Source organism: Streptomyces sp. NPDC001889 (assembly GCF_053594535.1).
Genome location: NZ_JBSFER010000002.1, coordinates 200,461 through 222,818, shown reverse-complemented (window position 1 = coordinate 222,818; position 22,358 = coordinate 200,461). Strand labels below are relative to the sequence as shown.

The following is a 22,358-nucleotide window of genomic DNA, read 5'->3' as shown; positions in this document are numbered from 1 at the left end:
CCTCTCGCTGACGATCGGTCGTTCATGTGCGGGTACGCGTCTCTCGGTGCGGGCCGGCCGCGGTGGGGCGGCCGGCCCGGGCGGTCAGTGGGCCGAGGCGTCCGCGGCCATGGCCTCGCGCAGGCTCAGCGGGCGCATGTCGGTCCAGTTCTCCTCGATGTACTGGACGACCTCGGCGCGCGAGGCCTCGCCGAACACGGAGCGCCAGCCGGGCGGGATCTCGCGGAAGGCGGGCCACAGGGCGTACTGCTCCTCGGCGTTGACCACCGCGTGGAACCGGCCGTTCTCGTCGTCGAAGGGGTTGGTGGACATGGTGTGTTCTCCCTGGGTGAGGTGGGTGCGGGGGTGTGCGGGGCCGGGGGCCGGCCGGTCGGTGGGGCTGGTGGGGGCAGTGGGGTCGGTGGGGTCAACGGGGTCAGCGAGGGGTGAGCCTCCAGGAGTCCGCCTGTTCGCGGAGCCGGACGAAGCGGCGGTAGGTGCCGTCGAGTTCCAGCAGTTCGGTGTGGGTGCCCGACTCGGTCACCCGTCCGCCGTCCAGGACGATGACGCGGTCGGCGCCGCGCACGGTCTGGAGGCGGTGCGCGACGACGAGGACCGTGCGGTCCTCGGCCAGTCGCGCGATGGCCTGCTGAACCAGCCGCTCGTTCTCCGCGTCGAGCGAGGAGGTCACCTCGTCGAGCAGCACGATCGGGGCGTCCTTCAGCAGGGCGCGGGCGATCGACACGCGCTGCTTCTCGCCGCCCGAGAGGGTGGAGCCGCCCTCGCCGACCCGGGTCCCCCAGCCGTCGGGCAGCCGGCCGACGATCTCGTCGACCCGGGCCAGCCGGGCGACCCGCTCCAGCTCCTCCCGGCTCGCGCCGGGCCGGGCCAGCAGGATGTTGTTCTCGATGGTGTCCTCGAAGAGGTACGGGTCCTGCGAGACCAGGGAGATCTGGCGCATCAGCGCCTCGGTGCCCAGTTCGCGGATGTCCCGGCCGCCGACCAGCACCGCGCCGTCGCCGGGCGCGAGGTCGTGGAACCGGGCGATCAGGGAGAGGACCGTGGACTTGCCCGCCCCGGAGGGTCCGACCAGCGCGGTCAGTGTGCCGGGGGCGGCGCTGAAGGAGAGCGGGCCGAGGACCGGCCGGCCGGGCTCGTATCCGAAGGTCACCTCGCGGAACTCGACCGTCGGCGCGCCCGCCTCGGCGGCCTCGGCGGGCTCCGGCAGCGGCTCCACGGCCAGCAGGTCCCGGAACCGGCGCATCCCGACCGCCGCGATCCGCAGTCCGCCGGCGATCTCCGCGACGGCGGTGAGCGGCTCCACGAACCGCACCGCGAGCACCATCACGGCCAGCAGCACCGCGAGGTCCGCGCCGCCCCCGAGGGCGAGGTGCACCACCAGGGCGAGGACGGCGGTGAGCACCGCCTGGAGGGCGAGGAACAGCGGCGCGCTGGCGGCGGAGTTGCCGAGCACCATCCGGCGCGCCTGGGCGTCCTGTTCGGCGAAGGCGTCGGCCAGCGGGCTGCCGTCCTCCAGGGTGCGGCCGCAGGCGCGCAGCACCGGCTGCTGGGTGGCGTACTCCAGGACGTGCGCGGAGGCCCGGTTGGTCCCGGCCTCCCAGTCGCCCTCGACACGCTCGATCACCCGCAGGTAGAGCCGGTAGGCGAGGAGCGGCAGGGGTGCGCCGGCCAGCAGCGCGAGGCCGATCTCCCAGCGCACGGCGAGGGTGACGGCGATGATCGTGGCGGGTGTCACGAACGCGGTGACGACCGGGGCGATCAGATGCGCGGGCGCGGTGGCCACATCGAGGGCCGTCTTGGTCGCCAGCCGGTTGACGCTCGCGGAACGGCCCGCGCCGAACCAGCCGAGCGGGATGGCGGTCAGGGTCTCGCCGAGCCGGGTGTGGAGCAGCCGCAGCAGCCGGCTGGACAGCTCGCCGGAGCGGGAGTGGTTGTGGAGGATCAGCAGATGGTGGACGAGGACGAGTCCCGCGAGGACTCCCGCCCAGGTCCAGGTGCGCTCCCAGTCCTCCTCGAACACGGCGCTGAGCAGCGGGATCAGGGTGCAGCCGGCGAGGGCCTGGAGGACGGCGGCGGCGGTGATCCGCGCCAGCAGCGCGCGGAGCCGGCGGCGTCCGGTGTCGTCGAGCAGGGTGTGCAGATCGCGGATCATCGTGGTGCGGGTCCTTCCCGGCGGTCGCCGCGGTCGTCGTGGCCGGGTTCCGGCACGGGGCCGGCACCGGACTCCGGCGCGGGCTCGCGCGCGGGGCCCGCCGGCGGGCGGGGAGCGGCGCCGGGGGCGGCGGGCCCGGTGCCGGACGCGCTCGCCTCCCCGCCGTTGTGGGCCGCCCAGAGCGCCGGGTAGAGGCCGCCGCCGCTCAGCAGTTCGTCATGGGTGCCCCGCGCCGCGATCCGGCCGCCGTCGAGGACGACGATCGTGTCGGCGTGGCGGACGGTGTGCAGCCGGTGCGCCACCACCAGCACCGTCCGGTCGGCGGCCAGGGCGTTCAGCGCCCGCTGGATGACGGCCTCGCTGTCGGGGTCGACGGCCGAGGTCGCCTCGTCGAGGATGAGGACGGGCCGGTCGGCCAGGATCGCCCGGGCGATGGCGACGCGCTGGCACTCGCCGCCCGAGAGGGTGGCGTCCGTGCCGATGACCGAGTCGAGCCCCTCGGGCAGCCGTTCGATCACATCCGCGATGTGCGCGGCGCGGGCGGCGCGCATGACCTCCTCGTCGGTGGCGTCGGGCCGGGCGAGGCGGATGTTGTCGCGCAGGGACACCCGCAGCGGGGTGGTGTCCTGGAACACGAAGCCGACGTGCCGGTACAGCTCGGCGAAGGGCAGCCGGCGCAGATCGGTGCCGTCGACGGTGACCCGGCCGGACACCGGGTCGTGGAAGCGCGCCAGCAGCTTGGCGAGGGTCGACTTGCCGGAGCCGGACGGGCCGACCAGGGCGGTCATGGTGCCCGGCGCGAGGGTGAGATCGATGCCGCGCAGCGCGGCGGTCTCGCCGTAGGAGAAGTCGACCGACTCGAACCGGATCGTGGAGCCGGAGGCGGAGAGCCCCGGCCCGTGCGCCACCGAGGGCAGCTCGGGCTCGGCGAGGATCTGCCGGACCCGGTCGGCCGCGCCCCGGGCGGCCAGCAGCGCGTGGTAGTTGAAGCCCACCGCCAGCACGGGCGCGGGGATGGCGAGCCCGAGGACGATGAACGGCAGCAGCTCCAGCGGCCCGTCGAGCAGGCCGGCCCTCAGCAGCCCCGCGCCCGCCACGACCGTGGTCAGCAGCAGGGTCATCGGGGACAGGGCCAGCTCCATGAAGGTGGCGCCCGCCGAACTCGACCGCATCCACGCGTAGTGCTTGCCGTCGAAGTCCTCCGCGGCCTCCCGGTAGGCCCGGTGGGCGCGCCCGATGGTGCCGAACGACTTGACCTCGGTGATGCCGTCGACGAAGCCCACGGTCACCGAGCCGAGACGGCCGAGGGACCCGGCATACTCCACCATCTTCTCGGTGGTGCCACGGGTGGCGATCCTCAGCCCGAGCATGCCCGCCGCGACCGGCAGCAGGGTGACGAGGGTCATCAGCGGGTCGGTCAGCAGCAGATAGCCGACGATGGTGAGGGGGACCACGACGGCCGTGGTCAGTTCGGTGACCGAGTGCGCCACCAGGTGGTGCAGCGCGCCGACGTCGTCCTGGACGGCCTTCTTCACCAGGCCCGAGTTGCGCTCGGTGAACCAGCCCAGCGGCACCCGGCCGAGCCGGCGCACCACCGAGCGGCGGACCGAGGCGCCGAGGGCCACGTCCGCGAGGTGGGAGAGGGTCGACGCGGCGAGCATCAGGACCAGCCGGAGCGCCAGCGCGCCGGCCGCGATCCCGGCCCAGCCCCAGGCCGCGCCCTCGTCCACGGCGCCGCCGCTCACTCCGGGCAGCAGCACACCGGCCAGCTCCACCAGGGCGATCAGCGGCACGACCCCGGCGAACGCGGCGACGGCCGCGAGCGCGGCGCTGCCGGCGAGCGCGCCGCGCACCGGGCGCAGCAGCGCGCCCAGGGTGGCGGGCGCGTCGGCGGGCGGCCGGGGTGGCGCGGGAGGGGCGTCCCCCGGGCGGGCGGCGGGCGTGCCGGGGCCGTCCCCGGTGGCGCGGGTGTCGGGTTCGGTGGTGGCCGGGGTCACTGGGGCGCTCCTTGTTCCTGTTCGGCGCCGCGCGACGCGGCGGTGGGGTTCGGCGGGCGGAACGCGAGGGTGATGAGACCCAGCGCGAGGACGGAGGTGACGGCGGTGGCGACCGGGAGCCAGCCGGCGCCGGCCTCGGCGACGATGACCCCGCCCAGCGCCCCGCCGAGCGCGATGCCGAGGTAGCCGAAGCTGGTGTTGAGGGCCAGGGCCTGGGCGGTGAGATCGCCGGCGACCTGGTGCAGCCGGGTCTGGACGGCGGGCGAGCTGAGATGGGCCAGGGCACCCCACAGGGCCACCAGCGGCAGGAAGACCCAGAGGGACACGGGACGCAGCCACCACAGGGCCGCCAGCGCGAGCACCACGGCGATGAAGGAGCCGAGCCCCAGCCGGATGGTGCGGTCGGCGCCGAGCCGGTCGGTGGCGTATCCGCCGGCGAGGACTCCGGCGGTGCCGGCGATGCCGAGGACCGAGAAGACCAGGCTCCGCACGCCGTCGCCCGCGGTCAGCACACCCTCCAGATAGGGCACGAGATACGTCAGCAGCATGATCGAGCCCATGATGGCGAGCGCGCCGCCGGTGAGGGCGAGGGAGATGGGCCGGGCGGAGAGCGAGCGGATCTGCTGCCGCAGCGGCAGCGGGACCGACGGCTCGGTCGCGGGCAGGAAGAGCGCGACGAGCACCAGGCTCACCACGCCCAGGACCGCCATCGCGCCGAAGGTGGACTGCCAGTTGAGGCTGGTGCCGATCCAGCTGCCCAGCGGCACCCCGAAGGCGATGGAGCCGGTGACCCCGATGGCCAGGACCGAGAGATACCGGCCCCGGCGCTCCGGGGGAGCCAGTTCGGCGGTGCTCGCGAAGATCAGCGGGGTCGCCGCCGCGGCGGCCAGGGCGGCGACGATCCGCAGCCCCACCATCACGGCGTACGAGTCGACGGCGGTGGCGCAGAGATTGGCCGCGGTGAAGACGGCCAGGGCGCTCAGCACCACCGCGCGCCGGGCGACATGGGACAGCAGGAGTCCTGCCAGGGGGGTGACGATCGCGATGGTCAGCGAGAACACCGTGACGAGCTGACCGGCGACGGCCTCGGAGACCGAGAGCCCTTCGGCCAGCTCGGGGAGTATCCCCGCGATCACATGATCGTCCGTGTAGAACGTGAATATCGACAGGAACAGCGCGATGAGCCACATCGGCATCGCGGTTCCTTTCCCCTCTGCCACCACTTCTCCTGACCGGTCATGGGTTGGTCTCGACGGGCCGCGGTGCCCCGGCACGTGCCGGGGCACCGTGGCGGGAACTACTTCCTGGTCTCGGACAGATACGTCTGCCAGACCTTCTGGACGGTCTTCCGCGACGCCAGTTCGCCCTGGCCGGAGGCGAGGGTGTTCAGGTCGTTGGCGGACGCGTAGAAGGCGAAGCCGGACATGCCGTACCAGACGTCGGCGTCCGGGATGACGACCTTGCCCGTGAGCTTCTTGAAGGGCGCCTTCTTCTGGAGGGCGGCCGGGTCGTAGTAGGCGCCCTTGGGGATGACGATCAGCTCGGCGTCCTGCTCGGGCAGGAACTCCGAGGAGAGCGGCACCGAGTACCCCTTCACCTCGCGCCGCTGGAACTCGGGCCGGGTGAACCCGGCCTCCTCGATGAGGGTGGAGATGGGCACGTGCGGCGGCATGGTGAAGTCGTTCTGCCCGAAGGAGTTGCCGAGCAGGGAGAGCGTCTGGTCGCCCTTCGCGGCCTTGTTGGTCTCCGCCGGCTTCTTCAGCAGCGCCTCGGTCGCCGCGATCTGCCGCTTGCCGGTCTCCTCCTGGCCGAAGTAGCCCGCCGTCTCGGTGACGATGTCGCGCCAGGTGCCCTCGATGGGCAGCACGACCGTCGGCGCCAGCTTGACGAGCTTCTTGTAGCCGACTCCGGCGGGCCCGGCCGCCCCGGTGCCGACCAGCAGATCGGGTCCGTCGGCGGTGAGCTTCTCCATGGAGGGGACGGTTCCGACGGTGATGTCGCGCAGTTCGACGCCCTCGGCCTCAAGGATCTCCTGGGCGCGCGGCTGGGCGCTCGCCTTGTAGACGACCTTGGGCTTGATGCCGAGCGAGACGAGGGTGAGCCCGGCGACCTCGTCGAGCGCGACCACGGACTTGGGCGCGGTCGGCACGTTCAGGGTGCCGAGCGCGTGGGTGACGGAGCGGGTCGTCTTCCCGGCGGGGGCCTTCTCCCCGCCGGAACCGCCGTCCGACCCGTCCTTCTCCGACGATGTTCCGCAGCCGCCGAGGAGCAGCGGCGCCACCAGGGCCGCTGCGACAAGGACACGACGCTTTCTCATGGTTCTTCTTCTTTCGCTGTTTCTTCTTCTTGTCCTACGCTCGCGCGCCGGCGTTACCGAGCATTCGGTTCACCTGCTGGGCGAGCGCCCTCGGCAACCGGGAGACCGTGGCGATGAACACCTTGTTGCGCATCCCGGGGAGCGAGAACGTCTTTCCTCTGCGGATGTCCGCGAGGCACCGGTCGACCACGTCGTGGGGCTCCAGCCACCAGCCGTCGCCGACCGTGCGCACGTCGATACCGGCCCGTGCGTGGAATTCGGTGCGGACGAATCCCGGGGCCAGGACCACGACCCGGGTATTGGTGCCGCGCAGGGCATGGCTGAGCCCCTGCGAGAAGTAGAGAATCCATGCCTTGGAGGCGGCATAGGTCGATCCGCGCCCCGGCACGAGTCCGGTGATGGAGGAGAGGTTGACCACCGTTCCCCCGTCGCCCGCGAGCATCGTGGCGACGGCGGCGTGGGTGAACTCCTGGGTGCCGGCGACATTCACGGCGAGCTGGTCGTCCAGCTCGGCGCGGTCCACGGACCAGAAGGCGCCGGAGACCCCGAACCCGGCGGCGTTCACCAGGAAGTGCACGCCCTCCTCGATCCGGGCCGTGACGGTCCCCCGGCCGGCGGCGGACGCCAGATCGGCGGGGAGCACCTCGCAGCGGACCCCGTACCGCCCGGTCACCCGGTCCGCCACGGCCGTGAGCCGGTCCTGGTCGCGGGCGACCAGGACGAGGGAGTACCCGCGCCGGGCGAGCCGGTCCGCGAAGGCGGCGCCCAGGCCCGAGCTGGCGCCGGTGATCAGGGCGGTGCGGCCGGTGCCCGGGCCGGTGCCCCGGACACACGGCTCCGGCCGCCCGGCGGCGCGTTCACTCCCGGTCATCGCCCTCACCCTCCAGATAGGCGTCGAGATCGTCCTCGCTCAACTCGGTGACCTCGCGGTACATCGCGGCGATCTCCTCCAGCCGGGCGCCGTCCGCGCCGGTGCCGCGGAGCAGGGCCGCGAACTCGGCGGCGCTGCGGGTGGAGAAGACACCCCCGGGTCTGATCCGGGCCCCCGGGAGGATCTCCCGCAGGTCCAGCACCACCCGGGAGACGAACAGGGAATCGCCGCCCAGCAGGAAGAAGTTGTCATCGGGCAGCACCCGCTCCACCTCCAGAGCGCGTGCCCACACCTCGCAGACCAGCCACTCCAGCGCGTTCGCGGGTACGGTCCGGTCCGCGCGCTCCCCGCCGTCGCCGTCGTCGCCGGGGCCGCCGGCGTGCTCGCTCTCGTACGCGCGCAGCAGCGCGGCCCGGTCCACCTTGCCGTTGCGGCTGGTGGGCAGGGTGTCGACGGCGATCAGGCGGTGGGGGCGCAGCGCGGGGGCGAGCCCGGTCATGGCCCGTTCCCGCACCGCCCGGGGGTCGGTGCCGTGGTCGAGGACCACGAAGGCCACGAGTGCGCGCACCGTGCCGTGGCCGGGTCCGGGCACCGGGAGGACCGCCGATCGGCGCACTCCGGGGAGGCCGTTGAGGAAGGCGGTCACCTCGCCGGGCTCCACCCGGTGGCCGCGGATCTGCACCTGGTCGTCGGCGCGGCCGATGAACTCGATGAGCCCGTCGCGGTACCGCCCGAGGTCGCCGGTGCGGAAGAACACCTCACCGGTGTCCGGGTCCGTGTGGTGGCGGTCCCGGGAGATGCGGCCGGCGGTGAGATAGCCGGGTGTCACCCCGACCCCGGAGACGACCAGTTCCCCGGTGGCCCACGCGGGCCGGTCCCGGAAGTCGCCGTCCACCACCCGGTAGCGGGTGGCGGGGATGGGCCGGCCGTACGGGACGGTCGCCCAGTCGGCGCCGACGGCGTCCGGGCCGTCGGTCTCGTGGACGATGTTCCAGCCGGTGGTCTCGGTGGGGCCGCCGATGCTCACGGGCTCGACCCCGGGGGCGGCCGACCGCAGCCGGTCGAGCAGCGGCAGCGGGACCCAGTCGCCGCCGGTGAGCACCCGGCGCAGCGACGGCAGCGCGGACGGTCCCGGGGCGCCGTCGAGCAGCATCTCCACCACGGCCGGCGCGGCGCACACGGCGGTGACGGAGTGCCGGACGACCGCGTCCGCCCACTCCTGGGCGTCGGCCGCCGCTCCGCGCCCGGCGACGACGACCGTGCCGCCCGCGCCGAGCATCACGAACAGGTCGAACAGCGACAGATCGTGGTGGAGCGAGGCCACGGCCAGCGAGGTGTCCGCCTCGGTGAGACCGAAGCGCTCGATGGTGTGGTCCACACAGTTGGCGAGACCGTCCAGGGTGATCGGCACCCCCTTGGGCTCGCCGGTGGAGCCGGAGGTGAAGAGCACGTAGGCCCACGCGGAGCCGGGCCGGCCGGACGGGCCGCCGGGCCAGGGGGCGCGCCAGGAGTCGTCGGCCGCCGCCGGTTGTGCCGGGGTGACGACGGCCACTCCGGGCAGGTCCTCGTCCGGGACGAGCGCCCGGCTGGTCCCGTCGGTGACCACCACGCGTACGCCCGCGTGGCGCAGCACGGTGGCGATGCGCTCCGGCGGGGCCTCGGGGTCGAGCGGCAGATACGGCCGGCCGGCCTCCAGCACGCCGAGACAGGCCGCGTACTGCCGCGGGCCGCGCGCCGTCAGGACCGCGACGGGCCGGTCGGTCTCGCCCGTCGGGGGGATCTCGTCGGTCTCGCGGGTCTCGCGGGTCTCGCCGGTGGGGCCGGTGGGGCCGGCGAGCGCGTCCGTCACGGCCAGCGCGACCGCGCGGGCGGCCGCCGCCAGCTCGCCCCGGGTCACGGTCCGTCCGCCGTCCACCAGGGCGGGGGCGCCGGGGTCGCGGAGGGCGTGCTCCCGGATCACCGTGTGCGGCGGGGCGCCCGGCGCGGTGCGCCCGGGGCCGGTGCCGCGCTCCCGGGCCACGGCCGGGGAGACCGCGGCCACCGGGGGCTCGGACCAGCGGGACCCGGAGTCGCCGAGGGCCTCCAACTGGCTCACGAGCAGCCGGAACACCCCGTCCACCAGGGTCCTCGGGAACAGCTCCTCCACCACGTCCCAGTTGAGCACCAGGGCCCCGGCGCGCTCCCGCAGCAGCAGGTCCATCCACACCTGGGGGGTCTGGCTGAGCGCGTAGGTCTCGCGCAGCCGCCCGTCGAAGATCTCGTCCACGCCGTCGCCGACACCGAGTTCGCTGGTCATCACCACGGGCGCGAGCGCCTCGGTGACACCGCCGTTGCGGCGGATCAGCTCCCGGGTGACGTCCATCCCGCTGAAGTGGCGGTGGTCCAGATCGCTGAGCAGCCGCCGCTGCACGCGCGCGGCCAGCCCCTCGAAGGAGCCGGTGCCGCCGGTGTCCACCTCCAGCAGGGTGAAGGAGGCGCACTCGCCGACGATGGAGTCGACCCCGGGGTGGACCGGGTGGCGGCTCATGCTCGGCACATTGAGCAGGAACCGGGGCGCGTCCGACCACTGGGCGAGGGCCCAGGCGTAGGCGCCGAGCACGACGGCCGTGGGGGTGAGTCCCCGCTGCGCGGCGTCCGCGCGGATCCGGGCCCAGCGCTCGGGCGCGAGGGTGTGGCGCCGGTTGACGAAGACCGGCGCGGCCACCGTCGCGGGGTCCCGGACAAGCGGCAGCCGGGGCCCGGCGGGCAGGGTGTCGATCCTGCCCCGCCAGTAGTCGGCCGCCCGCCGGAACTCGGGCTGCTCGCGCAGCCGGCCCACCGCCGCCACATAGTCGCGGAAGGTGGGGGCGCCGGGGGCGGGGACCAGTTCGCCGCGGAGCGCGGCGGACCAGTCGTCGAAGATCACCTGGATGCCCCGGGCGTCCGCGAGCAGCGCGTCGATGCTGACGCACATCCGCAGCACGCCCTCGGGCAGCCGCACGAACACCACGTTGAACAGCGGGAAGACACCCGGGGGCCGGCTCTCGTGGGAGAGCCGGTCGCGGACGGCCGGCGCGGCGCCGGGATCGGCCACCGCGTCGACGACCTCGCAGACGTACGGCGGTACGTCAGCGGCGGGCAGCACGCGCTGGGTCATGGTCTGTTCGTCGAAGACCGTCCGGAGCGTGTCGTGCCGGTCGATCAACTGCCGCAGCGCGTCCTGGACCTCCTCGATCCGGATGCCGGAGTCCGCGCGGCCGGAGCCCGGGGCCGCCTCCGCGCCCTCGTACTCCAGATAGAGGTGGCAGGCCACCCCGCCGCCCTCGATGTCGCCGCCGCGCCCGACGAGATACGCCTGCTGCTGGTCGAGGAGGTCGAAGGGCTCGTACCGCTGGTCCGGCCGGGGCCGCAGGGCCGGCTCGGTGTCCGGGGCGGCGGGGACCGCGACCCGGGCGGCGACCCGGGCCGCGAGCGCGTCGAAGCGGGGGTGCTCGGCGACATCGGGCACGTTCAGCCGGATGCCGAGCCGGCGCCGCACCGCCGACACCACCTGGATCGCGGTGAGGGAACTCCCCCCGACCTGGAAGAAGTCGTCCTCGTCGGCGACCTCGGCGACCCCGAGGACCTCCGTCCAGATGGCGGCCAGCTCGGCCCGCGGGCCGGTCCTCCGCACGCCGGGCGCCCGGGTGGCGGCGGTGGTGTGCTCGGGGAGGGCGGCCTTGTCCACCTTGCCGCTGGGGGTCAGCGGCAGGGCGTCCAGCAGGACCACCGAGGCCGGCACCATGTAGTCGGGGAGCGTCTCGCCGAGGCGCTCGCGCAGCCGGGCGGGGAGCGAGCCGTCGGCGGTGCGCGGCACCACATAGGCGACGAGGACATTGGCGCCGGAGGAGTCGCGCCGGGTGACCGTCGTCGCGTTGGCGACCTCCCGCTCGTCCAGCAGCCGGGCGGTGATCTCGTCCGGCTCGACCCGGTGGCCCCGGATCTTCGTCTGCGCGTCGCCGCGCGTCACATAGGCGAGCCCGCCGTCCGGGAGCAGCCGCACCCGGTCGCCCGTCCGGTACATCCGGGCGCCCGGCGCGCCGAAGGGGTCGGCGACATAGCGCTCGGACGTCAGCCCGGGGCGCCGCAGATAGCCCCGGGAGAGCTGGGTGGCCGCCGCGTACAGCTCGCCGACCCCGCCGGGCTCCACCGGGCGCAGCCGCTCGTCGAGAACGTACGCCCGGCAGGTGTCCAGGAGCGGTCCGAGGGCGACCGGGCCCTTGGCGTGGCCCCGGCCGCGCCGGGGCAGCGGGAGGGCCGTGATGACATGGGTCTCGGTGGGCCCGTAGTGGTTGTGCAGGGTGGTGCGCGGGTGCCGGTCGAGGAAGCGGCCGATCCAGTCGTTCATCACCAGCGGTTCGCCGGACTGGTAGACATGGCGCAGCTCCGGCAGGACGGTGCCGGTCTCGGCCGACGCCCGGCACATCTCCTGGAGCATCACCTGCGGGCAGAAGAACTCGGTGACCCGCTGCCGGGCCATCAGCGCGACCAGCGCCTCGGGGTCGGTGCGCTCCTCGTCGCGCGGGAGGACCAGGCACTTGCCGGCGGCCAGCGCGGTGAGGATCTCCTGGCTGGCGACGTCGAAGTTCAGGCTCGCGAACTGGAGGACGCGCGGGTCGCTCTCGGCGGTGGCGGTACGGGTGTGCCAGTCCACCAGGTTGCCGATGGCGCCGACCGTGTGCACGACGGCCTTGGGGGTGCCGGTGGAGCCGGAGGTGTAGAGGACGTACAGCGCGTCGTCGGGGCCGGCGGGGGCCCACTCCGGGTCGCCCGGCAGTCCGTCCGCGTCGGCGATGTCGATGGCCCGGGTGGTCTCCGCGTCCGCGTAGGGCGCGAGGGTGCCGGCGTCGCCGATGACCGTGTCCACACCGGAGTCGGCGGCCATGAAGGCCAGCCGGGCGCGCGGGTAGGCGATGTCCAGCGGCAGATAGGCGCCGCCCACGCGCAGCACCGCGACCATCGCGGCGATGGCGTCGACGGAGCGGGGCAGGGCGATGCCGACCGTGCTGCCCCGGCCGCACCCGTGCTTGCGCAGCAGTTCGGCGACGGCGGCGGAGCGCTCGTCCAGGGTCCGGTAGTCGACAGAGGTCTCCCCGGCGAGCACCGCGGGCGCGGCCGGGGCGTGGGCGAACCGGTGGGCGACGCGCTCGGGCAGCGGGATGGACGCGGGTGCGGGGGCGCGCTCGCCCCGGGTCAGCCGGTCCGTGAACCGCTCCAGGTCCGCCGGGTCGATGGACCGCACATCGTGGTCGACCACGGCGACCCCGTCGGCGCGCCGCTCGACCGCCAGCGGGTAGGCGTGTCTCGGGTCCTCGCTGTGCTCGGTGATCCGGACCTCGGTGCCGGGTCCCGCGGCACCGGCCGGGAGGTCCCGCACCCAGGCCCGGTCGAGGAGCAGGGAGCCGCCCGACGGGTCCGGGACCGGGGGCTCCGGGTCGCCGCCCAGGAGGACGCGGACCTCTCCCGGGGTCACCGACGGCATCAGCGACCGCAGCCAGTGCGCCACCTCCGGCTCCGGCACCGCCGCCGACAGCGTCACCTCGACGCTGCGGCGGAGGGGGTAGCGGAGGGCCCCGGCCGTGGAGGTGTCCGGCGCGCCGGAGGAGCGGGACGGCGCGCCGGAGGAGCGGGACGGCCCGCCGGCGGACGCCACCCGGGCGCACAGCTCCCGAGCGATCCCGTGGGGGAGGGCCGCCCGGCCCGGGCCGCGCGGGGCCGCCACCGAGACGAGGTGCAGCTCGCCCCGGCCGTCGGCGGGTTCGGGCAGCCGCGCCACCCGCAGGGTCCAGCCGCCGTCGCCGGCGAGGACGCCGTGCCACTGCGCTGCCTGGACCTCGCGGAACGCGGCGAGCGCCGCCGCCTCGCCGAGGCCGGTGAGATCCACCGCGTCGGCGGTGCCGGGCGCGCCGTCCCGGCCGGGGGGTTCATGACGGACGAGCCCTGCCGCCTCCACCCATCGGTGTGCGGGTACGGCACCCCGCACCCGCAGCACGATATGGGCCACTGGAGTCCCCATGCTCAGACCGCCTCCGTACGATTCCGTGACACGAACCTGCTCCTCAGAAGATCGAGAGATCGAGCGGGGCACCGGTGAACCGCGCGCCCAGCGACTCGGCGCTGGACACCCCCCGCGGTGGATGGAACGCCAGCGCCCGGGAGGCGGACAGCAGATACGCCGGTTCCGGCCCGGTGACGAAGGCGAGGCCGCCGAGGAGCCCGGCCAGCCGGGCGCAGAGGTCCGGCAGCCGCGCCTCCACGTACAGCCGGGCCATCAGCGCCTCGGTCATGGCCTCGTCGGCCGCGCCGCCCGCGTCGAAGGTGGCCGCGGCGCGCTCACAGGCGCTGCGGCAGACGAACAGTTCGGCGGCGAGTTCGCCCAGCGCGCGCCGCTCCACCCGGGGCGCGTGGGCCGCCCGGTCGAAGAGCGACTGGGCGGTGCCGAGGTAGGTGCCGCAGGCCAGCACCTCGAACCAGGTCCAGGCGCGCACCTGCAACTCGTCCATGCCCCGCTCGGGCCGGCCGCCGGGAACCACCATCTCGGCGGGGACGCGCACCCGGTCGAGCACGACCTCGTCGCTCTCCGCCGCCGCGAGCACCGGGCTGCGCCAGAAGGGGCGTACCGAGACGCCCTCGATGGCCGCCGGGATGACGGCGAGGGCGACCGTGCCGTCCCGCTCGTCACCGGACCGCACCAGCACGCTGCTGGTCAGGATCGACATGGAGCGGGCCAGGCTGCACGGCTTCTTCGACCCTTCGAGCACATAGCCGCCGTCCTCCTGGAGGGTGGCGGTGGTGCGCGGGACCAGCGCGTCCGAGCCCCGGCGGGCCTCGGACGAGGCCGAGGCGAGGAGGTGGTCGTGGGCCGCGACGGAGGCGAGCAGGGCCCACTGGGGGGCGTCGTCGCCGACATGGACGCGGAGGTACTCCACGAAGGAGACCACCGCGAGGTGGTGCATCATCGTGCCCACGCCGAGGGAGGGGGAGAGGGTCGCCAGCGCCGACTGGACCCGCAGCGCGGACCGGCAGTCGAGGCCGTGGCCGCCGTGCCGCTCGGGGATCAGCAGCCCCGGCCCCTTCGCCTCGCGGAACAGGCCGAGCACCGGACTGTTCCCGCCCTCCAGTTCCATCAGCCCGTGTGCGCCGAGGCCGGTGATCAGACCGGGCAGCAGGGCGTCGGTGAAGGCCGCGTCGGCCTCGGTGAAGGCGCTCCAGCGCCGTCCCTGTTCACTCATGGCCGTGCTCCTCGCTGCTTGCGGTGACCGTTGTCGCGGTGCGGTGGTGGGGAATGCGCGGTGCGGGCGGGGCGGCTGACGCGCCGCCCGGTGCCTCGGGGGTGGCGCCGAGCGCCTGTCGGACCCAGCGCGTCAGTGACAGCGGGGTGTTGTGGGTGGCGAAGACCTTGACCGGGACGGTCACCCCGAGCGAGTCCCGGAGCCTGCGCCGCAGGTCGACCGTGGTGAGCGAGTCGAGTCCCAGCTCGGTGAAGGTGTGGTGGCCGCGCTCGTCGGCGTCGGCGGGCGCCAGGTGCAGCACCCGGGCCACCGCCGCCAGGACCGCCGTGTCGGGACTCGGCGCCGGTGCCGGTTCCGGTGTTTCGCCTGCCGCCGGTGCCGGGTCCGCCGCTCGCGGAGCGGGTACGGGAACGGGGGCAGGAGCCGGTGCGGGCGCGGGCGCGGCGGGGTGAATCCAGAACCGGCGGTGCGCGAACGGGGTGGTCGGGAGATCGGCCGGTTCCCCGGCGGGCCCGCCGAAGGTCTCCGGCGTCCAGCGGACCGGCACCCCCCGGGTCCAGGCCAGGGCGACCGAGGAGAGGAAGTCGCCGTACGAGCCGTGGTCGCGCCGCAGACTGCCCAGCACGATCGTGTCCGCGCCGTCCGCGAGCCCGTCCAGGGTGGCCGTGATCGGCGAGGTCAGCACCTCGTGCGGGCTGATCTCGACGAACGCCGTCCGCCGCGAGCCCGCCACCGCCGCCACCGAGCGGGCGAACCGCACCTCGCCGCGGAGGTTCTCGTACCAGTAGGCGCCGTCCAGCTCCGGGCCGGTGAGCCGGCCGGCCCGCGCGGTGGAGAAGAACGGGGTGTGCGCCGTCCGGGGCGAGAGGTCCGCGAGCGCGGCCGTCAGCTCGGTCTCGACGGGCTGGACCATGGCGGAGTGGGAGGCGTAGTCCACGGCGACGGTCGCGGTCCGCACCCCCGCCGCCGCCAGGCGGTCGACCAGCGCGCGGACGGCCCCGGCCGGGCCCGACACCACCGTGCTGCCGGGCCCGTTGACGGCCGCGACCTCGACCCGGCCGGCGGGCGACGGGTCCCGCGCCAGCTCGTCGCGGGCCGCGGCCTCGTCGAGTCCGACCACGGCCATCGCGCCGCTGCCCGAGAGCCGGGAGAGGAGCCGGGCCCTGACGGCGACCACCCGGGCCGCGTCCGCGAGATCGAGCGCCCCCGCCGCGTACGCGGCGGCCACCTCGCCCTGCGAGTGTCCGATGACCAGGTCGGGGACGACTCCCGTGGAGCGCCACAGATCCGCCAGTCCCGCCATCGTCGCGAACAGCGAGACCTGGATACCCTCCAGGGTCCTGCCGTGTCCCTCGGGGTCGTCGCCGCGCAGCAGACCGGGAACGGAGAAGTCGACATACGGCGCGAAGGCCTCCGCCGAGGCGGCGACGCTCCGGGCGAACACCCGTGACTCGGCGAGCAGCCGCCGGCCCATGCCGGACCACTGCGAGCCCTGGCCGGGGAAGACGAAGGCCACGGCGCAGTCGCCGCGCGCCTCCCCGAACGCCACCCGGTCGCCGGCCTCTCCGCGCCGCGCGGCGGCGAGCCCGGCGAGCAGCCCGGCCCGGTCCTCCGCGACGACGGACGCGCGGTACGGGAGGGCGGCCCGGCCCGTCGCCAGCGTCAGCGCGGCGGCCGGGAGCGCGGGCGCCGTGCCCGGGTCCCGGGCCAGCGCGGCGCCGACGCGCCCCAACTGGTCGCGCAGCGCGGCGCGGTCCCCCGCCGAGACGACGAACGGCAGCGCGGGCACCGGCTCCCGGGCGGGCGGGGGCGGGCTCACGGGCTCGGCCTCCTCGATCAGCAGATGCGCGTTGGTGCCGCTCATGCCGAACGAGGAGATCGCGGCCCGGCGCGCCCGTGCCCCGCGCGGCCAGGCCGCCGGCCGCTCCAGCAGCCGTACGCTGTCGGGCCAGTCGACCTTCGGCGTCGGGGTGTCCGTGTACCGGGTCGCCGGCAGCCGCTCCCCGTGCAGGGAGGCCACCATGGCGATCAGACCGCCGACGCCGGCCGCGGCCTGGGTGTGCCCGATGACCGACTTGAGGGAGCCGAGGAGGACGGGCGCGGCCGAGGGGTCGCGCGCGCCGTAGGTGTCGATGACGGCCTGGGCCTCCACCGAGTCGCCCAGGACGGTGCCGGTGCCGTGCGCCTCCACGACGTCCACGTCGCCGGGGCGCAGCCCGGCGTCGGCGAGCGCCCGGGCGATGACCCGGCGCTGGGCGCCGCCGCTGGGCGCGGTCAGTCCGTTGCTCGCGCCGTCCTGGTTGACCGCGCTGCCGCGCACGGTGGCGAGAATCCGCAGGCCCCGGCGGTGTGCCTCGGAGCGGCGGGCCACGACGACGACACCGGCGCCCTCGCTCCACACCGTTCCGTCGGCCGCCGCGGAGAACGGGCGGCAGCGGCCGTCGGCGGCGAGGCCGCCCAGGCGCTGGAACTCCTGGAACATCTTGGGTGTCGACATCACGGTGACACCTCCGGCGAGCGCCAGTCCGCACTCGCCGCGCAGCAGCGAGGCGGCGGCGAGATGGATGGCGACCAGCGAGGAGGAGCAGGCGGTGTCGACGGTGAGCGCCGGTCCGGTGAGGCCGAGCTGATAGGCGACCCGGCCGGAGAGGACGGCGTTGGACGCGCCGGTCAGCTCATGGCCGCCGAGATCGTCGCCGGCCTCGCGGGCGGCGGTGGCGTAGTCGCCGGCCATGGCGCCGAGGAAGACGCCGACCTCCTGCCCGTGCAGGGACCGGGGGTCGCAGCCGGCCCGTTCGAGGGCCTCCCAGCACAGCTCCAGGGCGATGCGCTGCTGCGGGTCCATGGCGCGGGCCTCCCGGGGGGAGATCCCGAAGTGGGCCGCGTCGAATCCGGCGGCGTCCGCGAGGAATCCGCCGTGGCGGGGGTGGGGTCCCGGTACGGCCCAGGCGGGACCTCGGTCGTCGGGGAAGCCGCCCAGGGCCTCCCGGCCGGAGAGCGCGAGCTCCCACAGCTGCTCGGGGGAGGAGACCCCGCCCGGGTAGCGGCAGGCCATGGCCGCGATCACCACGGGGTCCTCGCCGGCGGCGGTCCGCCCCGGCCTCGGCTCGCCGGGCCCGGGCCGGGGCTCGGGCCGGGGCTCGATGGGGTCCGGCGCGGTGAAGGGCCGGTCCGGGCCGGCCAGCCGGGCGGCGAGGGCGGCGGGGGTCGGGTGGTCGTAGACGAGCGAGGCGGGCAGCTCGCGGCCGGTGCGCGCGGTGAGTTCGGCCCGCAGCTCCAGTCCGAGGAGGGAGGTCATGCCGAGGTCGGCGAGGGTGTCGGTGGCGTTGACGGCGTGCGCGGGGCGGATGCCCAGCACCTCGGCGACGGTCGCGAGGACGAGCCCGAGGGTGTCGCCGCCGGAGGGTGCCGGGGCGGGGCGGGCCGGGGCGGACGGAGCCGCGGTGGACGGGCCGGGGGCGGCGGGGGTGCGGACCGGTCCGGCGGCGGGTCCGGTGGGGCCTGCGGCAGGGGGTCCGGCGGTGGTGTCCGTGCCGGGCCAGTACCGCCGGCCCGTGAACCTGTGGGTCGGCAGCGGCGTCCACGGGCCCTGTGCGAACCCGGGCAGCGACCGCCAGTCGATGTCATGGCCCTGGGCGTGGGCGAGCACCACCGCGTCGAGGAACGCCCGGTACTCGTCCGGGCCGTCCCCGAGGAGGGAGGCGGCCTCCGGGGCCGCGCCGTCGGGGGTGCGGAGGGCGCCGCGGCCCATCGCGCCCAGGGCGCCGCCGGGGCCGAGTTCCAGGAGGAGCGAGGTGCCGGATTCCGCCAGGCGCTCCAGGCAGTCGCCGAAGCGGACGGTGCGCCGGATGTGGTCCACCCAGTAGTCGGCGGTGCGCAGATCGCCGCCGGTGGCGAGAGCGCCGCTCACATTGGAGAGCACGGGGAGGGAGGGGCGGCCGTAGTCGACGGTCTCGGCGACCGCGCGGAACTCCTCCAGCACCGGGTCCATGTGGTGGGAGTGGAAGGCGTGGGAGACCTTCAGCACCTTGGTGCGGCGACCGCGCCCGCGCAGTTCCCCGGCGCAGGCGAGCGTCGCCGCGCGGTCGCCGGAGAGCACGGTGCCCGCGGGGCCGTTCACGGCGGCGACATCCGATCCCGGGTGCCCGGCGGCGACCGCGCGGACCTCGTGCTCGCCCGCCTCCACCGCCACCATCACCCCGCCGGGGTCGGCCTGGGCCATCGCGGCGCCCCGGGCGAGCACGAGCCGGATCGCGTCGGAGAGCGTCAGTACGCCCGCCACGTGGGCGGCCGCCAGCTCGCCCACCGAGTGGCCGAGGACCACATCCGGGACGATCCCCAGGTCCGTCACGGTGCGGTACAGGGCGACGCCCGTCGTGAACAGGGCGATCTGGGCGTGCTGGGTGGCGTGCACCGGCGCGTCGGCGGTGCCGCTCCCCGGAGCCGGGGCGGCCAGCACCCGGTGGAGCGGCAGCTCCGCGTGGGCGTCGACGTCGGACGCGATCGCCCGGAAGTGGCGTCCGAAGGTGACCAGGCCGTCGTGGAGGGCCGCGGTCATTCCGGGGCGCTGGCTGCCCTGGCCCGGGAAGAGGAAGGCGGTGTGGGCGCGGGAGCCCGCGCCGTGCCGGATCGCCCGGTCCCGGCCGCCCTCGGCGACGGTGCGCAGCCGCTCCCGCAGCTCGTCCGCGCTCGCGGCGGTGAAGCCCGCGCGTCGCGGCAGCCGGGCCCGCCGGGTGGCGAGCGTCCGGGCGAACGCGGCCAGTTCGCCGGCGTCCGCGCAGGCGTCCGGTGCCGACGCCCACTCCGCGAGCGCCTCGGCGCCCAGCCGCAGGGATTCCGCGCTGCCGGCGGACAGGACGACGGGCACCGGCACGGCGGGGACGGCCGCAGCCGCGACAGCCGACAGCGCGGAGCCATCCGGACCGGCCCCCGCCGCGAGCCCACCGACCACGCCGACGGCCGCCCGGGACACACTCCCGGACCCCGGCGCGTCCACCGGAACGGCGGTGGGCGCGCCGTGCCCGCCCGCCCGGGGGGCCACCGGAGGTGCGGCGAGCACCACATGGCAGTTGGTGCCGCCCATGCCCACCGAGCCGACGCCCACCAGGGCGCCGTCGCGCAGCGGGACCGCCCGCGCGGGCACCCCGATGCCGGCGGCGGCGAGCCGGCGTGCCTGCGCGCCGCCCCGGTGCCCGGCCGTGCCGGGGACGGTTCCGTGCCGTGCGACCAGCACGGCCTTCACCAGGCCGAGCAGACCGGCCGCGCCCTCCAGATGGCCCGTGGTCGTCTTGACCGAGCCCACCAGGAGCCGCGCCGGGCCGCCTTCGTCACGGCTGTCTCCGGAGCGCTCGGGAGAACCCTCGCCGAACACCCGCAACAAGGCATCGGCCTCCACCCGGTCCCCGACCGGGGTCCCGGTGCCGTGCAGTTCCACGAACCCCAGCTCGGCCGGGTCGGCGCCCGCGCTCGCGCAGGCCCGCAGCAGCGCCCTCGCCTGTCCCTCGGCGGAGGGGACGACCAGGGCCTCCCCCGCGCCGCCGTGGGTGACGGCGGTGCCGCGCAGGACCGCGTGGACGCGGTCCCCGGCCCGTACGGCATCGGCCAGCGGACGCAGCACGACGGCGGCGCCGCCCTCGCCCCGGACATAGCCGTCCGCGCCGTCCTCGAAGAGGGTGGCGGAACCGGAGGGGGACTGTCCGCCGAAGGACGCGGTCGCCGTGGCCGCCTCGGTGGAGAGGTTCAGATTGACGCCGACGACCAGCGCGGCCGAGCAGTCGCCCGCGCGCAGGGCCAGCACCGCCTGGTGCACGGCGACCAGCGAGGAGGACTGGCCGGTGTCGACGACCAGACTCGGACCGCGCAGCCCCAGCAGATGGCTGATCCGGTTCGCCATGGCCGAGGGCGCCCAGCCCGCGAGGGACGAGGGGCCGATCGGCCCCAGCCGGCCGGCCGCGTGCTCCATCGCCCAGTCCGCGCCCATCGAGCCGGCGAAGACGCCGACCTCCGCGTCACGCGCGGCGCCGGGCACCCGCCCGGCGTCCTCCAGGGCGGCCCAGCCCAGTTCGAGCGCCCACCGCTGGTGCGGGTCCATCGTCGTCGCCTCGCGCCGCGACACCCCGAACACCTCGGCGTCGAAGCGCGCCGCGTCCTCCAGGTAGGAGCCGCGCACCGACCGCGACAGCAGCCCGGCCGGGATCGCGTCCGGGTCGAACCGGCCGTCGGGTGCCCGCCCGTCGGCCCGCCGGCCGTCGAGCAGCAGCCGCCACAGCTCCTCGGGCGACTCGGCGCCCGGGACCCGGCAGGCCAGCCCGACGACGGCGATGTCGCCCTGCGTACCGCGGTCGCTCATGCCTCACCGCCGCCGAGCGCGGCTCCGGAGACGACCGCGCGGTCCCGGTCCCCGAGGACGGCGGCGACCGATCCGGGGGTGGCGCCGAGCGTGATGCCGAGCACCCGGTCGGAGAGCAGCCCCAGCGAGCTGAGGTTGGCGAAGCCGGGCCCCTGCTCGTACCCCGCGAGGGTCGGCAGCAGCAGCCGGGGGGTGACACCGTCCAGGGCGAGGTCCGGGCCGATCCGGCGCTCGATGGCCCGCACGCCGTCGGTGGTGTCGCCGACGGCCCGGAACAGGGCCTTGCGGGCCACGGGTCCGAGCAGGTCGAGGAACCAGTCGGGGCGGGCCCCGGTGGCGTCGATGACGACGTCGAAGCGGAGCGCGCGGTCCGCGCGGCCGGGGTTGCTGAGCACCAGTTCGGTCGAGCCGCCGACGCGGTCGACGGAGACCACGGTGCCCTGCTGGTGCTCCACCCGGGCGTCGGTGGTGATCGCCTCGATGGCGCGGGGCGAGAAGACCCCCCGGTCGGTCCGCGCGATGACGTCCCTGCGGTCCTTCTCGGAGAGTTCGCGCCACCGCTCGGGGCTGGAGTAGAGCGCGTTCTCGAAGTAGCCCTCGCCCCGGCTGTAGACCACCGGCTGCGGGCTGATCACCGTCGTGGCGCCGCCGTGCTGCCGCATCAGGTACTCGACGATGGTCGCGGCGGTCTCGCCGCCGCCGACCACGGCCACGTCCGGCTCGGCCGCGTCGGTGCCGAGGCCCAGGCGCCAGAACTCCTCGACGCTGCGGGTGGCGTCACCCGGGAGCAGCCCGTCGTGAGGGCCCGGGCCGCTGATCATCATCTGGTCCAGGAGGAGCACGGCCTCACCGCCGCCGTCGCCCTCGACGGCGACCTCCCAGCGGTCGCCGGCGATCTCCAGACCGCAGACCCGGCCGCGCACCAGGGCGAAGTCCATCAGATCGGCGGCCCAGCGCAGATAGGCGGCCCAGGTGGCGTGGCGGGGGCCGGGCCTGCCGCTGTCCACCCAGGTGGCGTACTCGCCCCGGGAGACCAGGTAACCGGCCCAGCTGAACTGCTGCATCCGGGCGTTGACCTCGGCCGCCAGCGGCCCGTACACCTCCGAGGCGTAGGGGAATCCGAGGTCCTTCTCGGGGCTGGTGGAGAGCCGGGGGCGGCCGTTGGTGCGCCCGCCGACCGGGGTCCAGTTGGCGCCCACACCGTGGGGCTCCACGACCACCACGCGCGGCGCGGGCAGACCCAGTTCACGCAGGACCTGGCTCTTCGCGGCCGTGGCCAGCGCCTTCGGTCCGGCCCCGACGACACCGAGCAGCCCGTGCGGGTCGCGGTGGCCGGTGCCGAAGCGACGTCGGGCTTCCTCCAGGGAGAGCGGCTCCATCGATTCAGTGCTCCAGGCTTCTGTCGGATGTTCTTCGAATGGG

The 22,358-nt window shown here is 75.4% G+C and carries 10 protein-coding genes; all 10 read right to left on the bottom strand.

All coding sequences use genetic code 11. The features are described from left to right. Positions 1-84 precede the first annotated feature (84 nt). Positions 85-312 carry an MbtH family protein gene (locus ACWCRA_RS02795; RefSeq protein ID WP_351556697.1) on the bottom strand — a complete coding sequence of 76 codons (228 nt, stop codon included), beginning with the start codon at positions 310-312 and terminating at the stop codon, positions 85-87. Between the two features lie 103 nt (positions 313-415). After that, the gene (locus ACWCRA_RS02790; protein WP_351556694.1) at positions 416-2,152 is read right to left on the bottom strand and encodes an ABC transporter ATP-binding protein; all 1,737 of its coding nucleotides are present in this window, start codon (positions 2,150-2,152) and stop codon (positions 416-418) included. Next, positions 2,149-4,149: an ABC transporter ATP-binding protein gene (locus tag ACWCRA_RS02785; RefSeq protein ID WP_451066702.1), complete on the bottom strand. Its 2,001-nt coding sequence runs from the start codon at positions 4,147-4,149 to the stop codon at positions 2,149-2,151. Before ACWCRA_RS02785 ends, ACWCRA_RS02790 begins: the two co-directional genes overlap by 4 nt. Next, on the bottom strand, positions 4,146-5,345 hold the full coding sequence (locus ACWCRA_RS02780; protein WP_351556688.1) for an MFS transporter: 1,200 nt from the start codon (positions 5,343-5,345) through the stop codon (positions 4,146-4,148). The genes ACWCRA_RS02785 and ACWCRA_RS02780 overlap by 4 nt, the downstream gene beginning before the upstream one ends. Before the next feature lie 101 nt (positions 5,346-5,446). Continuing rightward, a complete protein-coding gene (locus ACWCRA_RS02775; RefSeq protein WP_351556685.1) occupies positions 5,447-6,466 on the bottom strand; it encodes an ABC transporter substrate-binding protein in 1,020 nt (339 codons plus the stop codon). 34 nt (positions 6,467-6,500) lie between these two features. After that, a complete protein-coding gene (locus ACWCRA_RS02770) occupies positions 6,501-7,337 on the bottom strand; it encodes an SDR family NAD(P)-dependent oxidoreductase (protein ID WP_351556682.1) in 837 nt (278 codons plus the stop codon). Further along, positions 7,324-13,371 (bottom strand): amino acid adenylation domain-containing protein, encoded by a 6,048-nt coding sequence (locus ACWCRA_RS02765; protein ID WP_451066701.1) that lies wholly within the window; start codon positions 13,369-13,371, stop codon positions 7,324-7,326. The genes ACWCRA_RS02770 and ACWCRA_RS02765 overlap by 14 nt, the downstream gene beginning before the upstream one ends. Positions 13,372-13,414: 43 nt before the next feature. Further along, positions 13,415-14,587 (bottom strand): acyl-CoA dehydrogenase family protein, encoded by a 1,173-nt coding sequence (locus ACWCRA_RS02760; RefSeq protein WP_451066700.1) that lies wholly within the window; start codon positions 14,585-14,587, stop codon positions 13,415-13,417. After that, a complete protein-coding gene (locus tag ACWCRA_RS02755) occupies positions 14,580-20,936 on the bottom strand; it encodes a type I polyketide synthase (RefSeq protein WP_451066699.1) in 6,357 nt (2,118 codons plus the stop codon). Before ACWCRA_RS02755 ends, ACWCRA_RS02760 begins: the two co-directional genes overlap by 8 nt. Further along, positions 20,933-22,315, bottom strand: coding sequence for a SidA/IucD/PvdA family monooxygenase (locus ACWCRA_RS02750; RefSeq protein WP_451066698.1), 1,383 nt, complete (start codon positions 22,313-22,315; stop codon positions 20,933-20,935). The genes ACWCRA_RS02755 and ACWCRA_RS02750 overlap by 4 nt, the downstream gene beginning before the upstream one ends. Positions 22,316-22,358 lie beyond the last annotated feature (43 nt).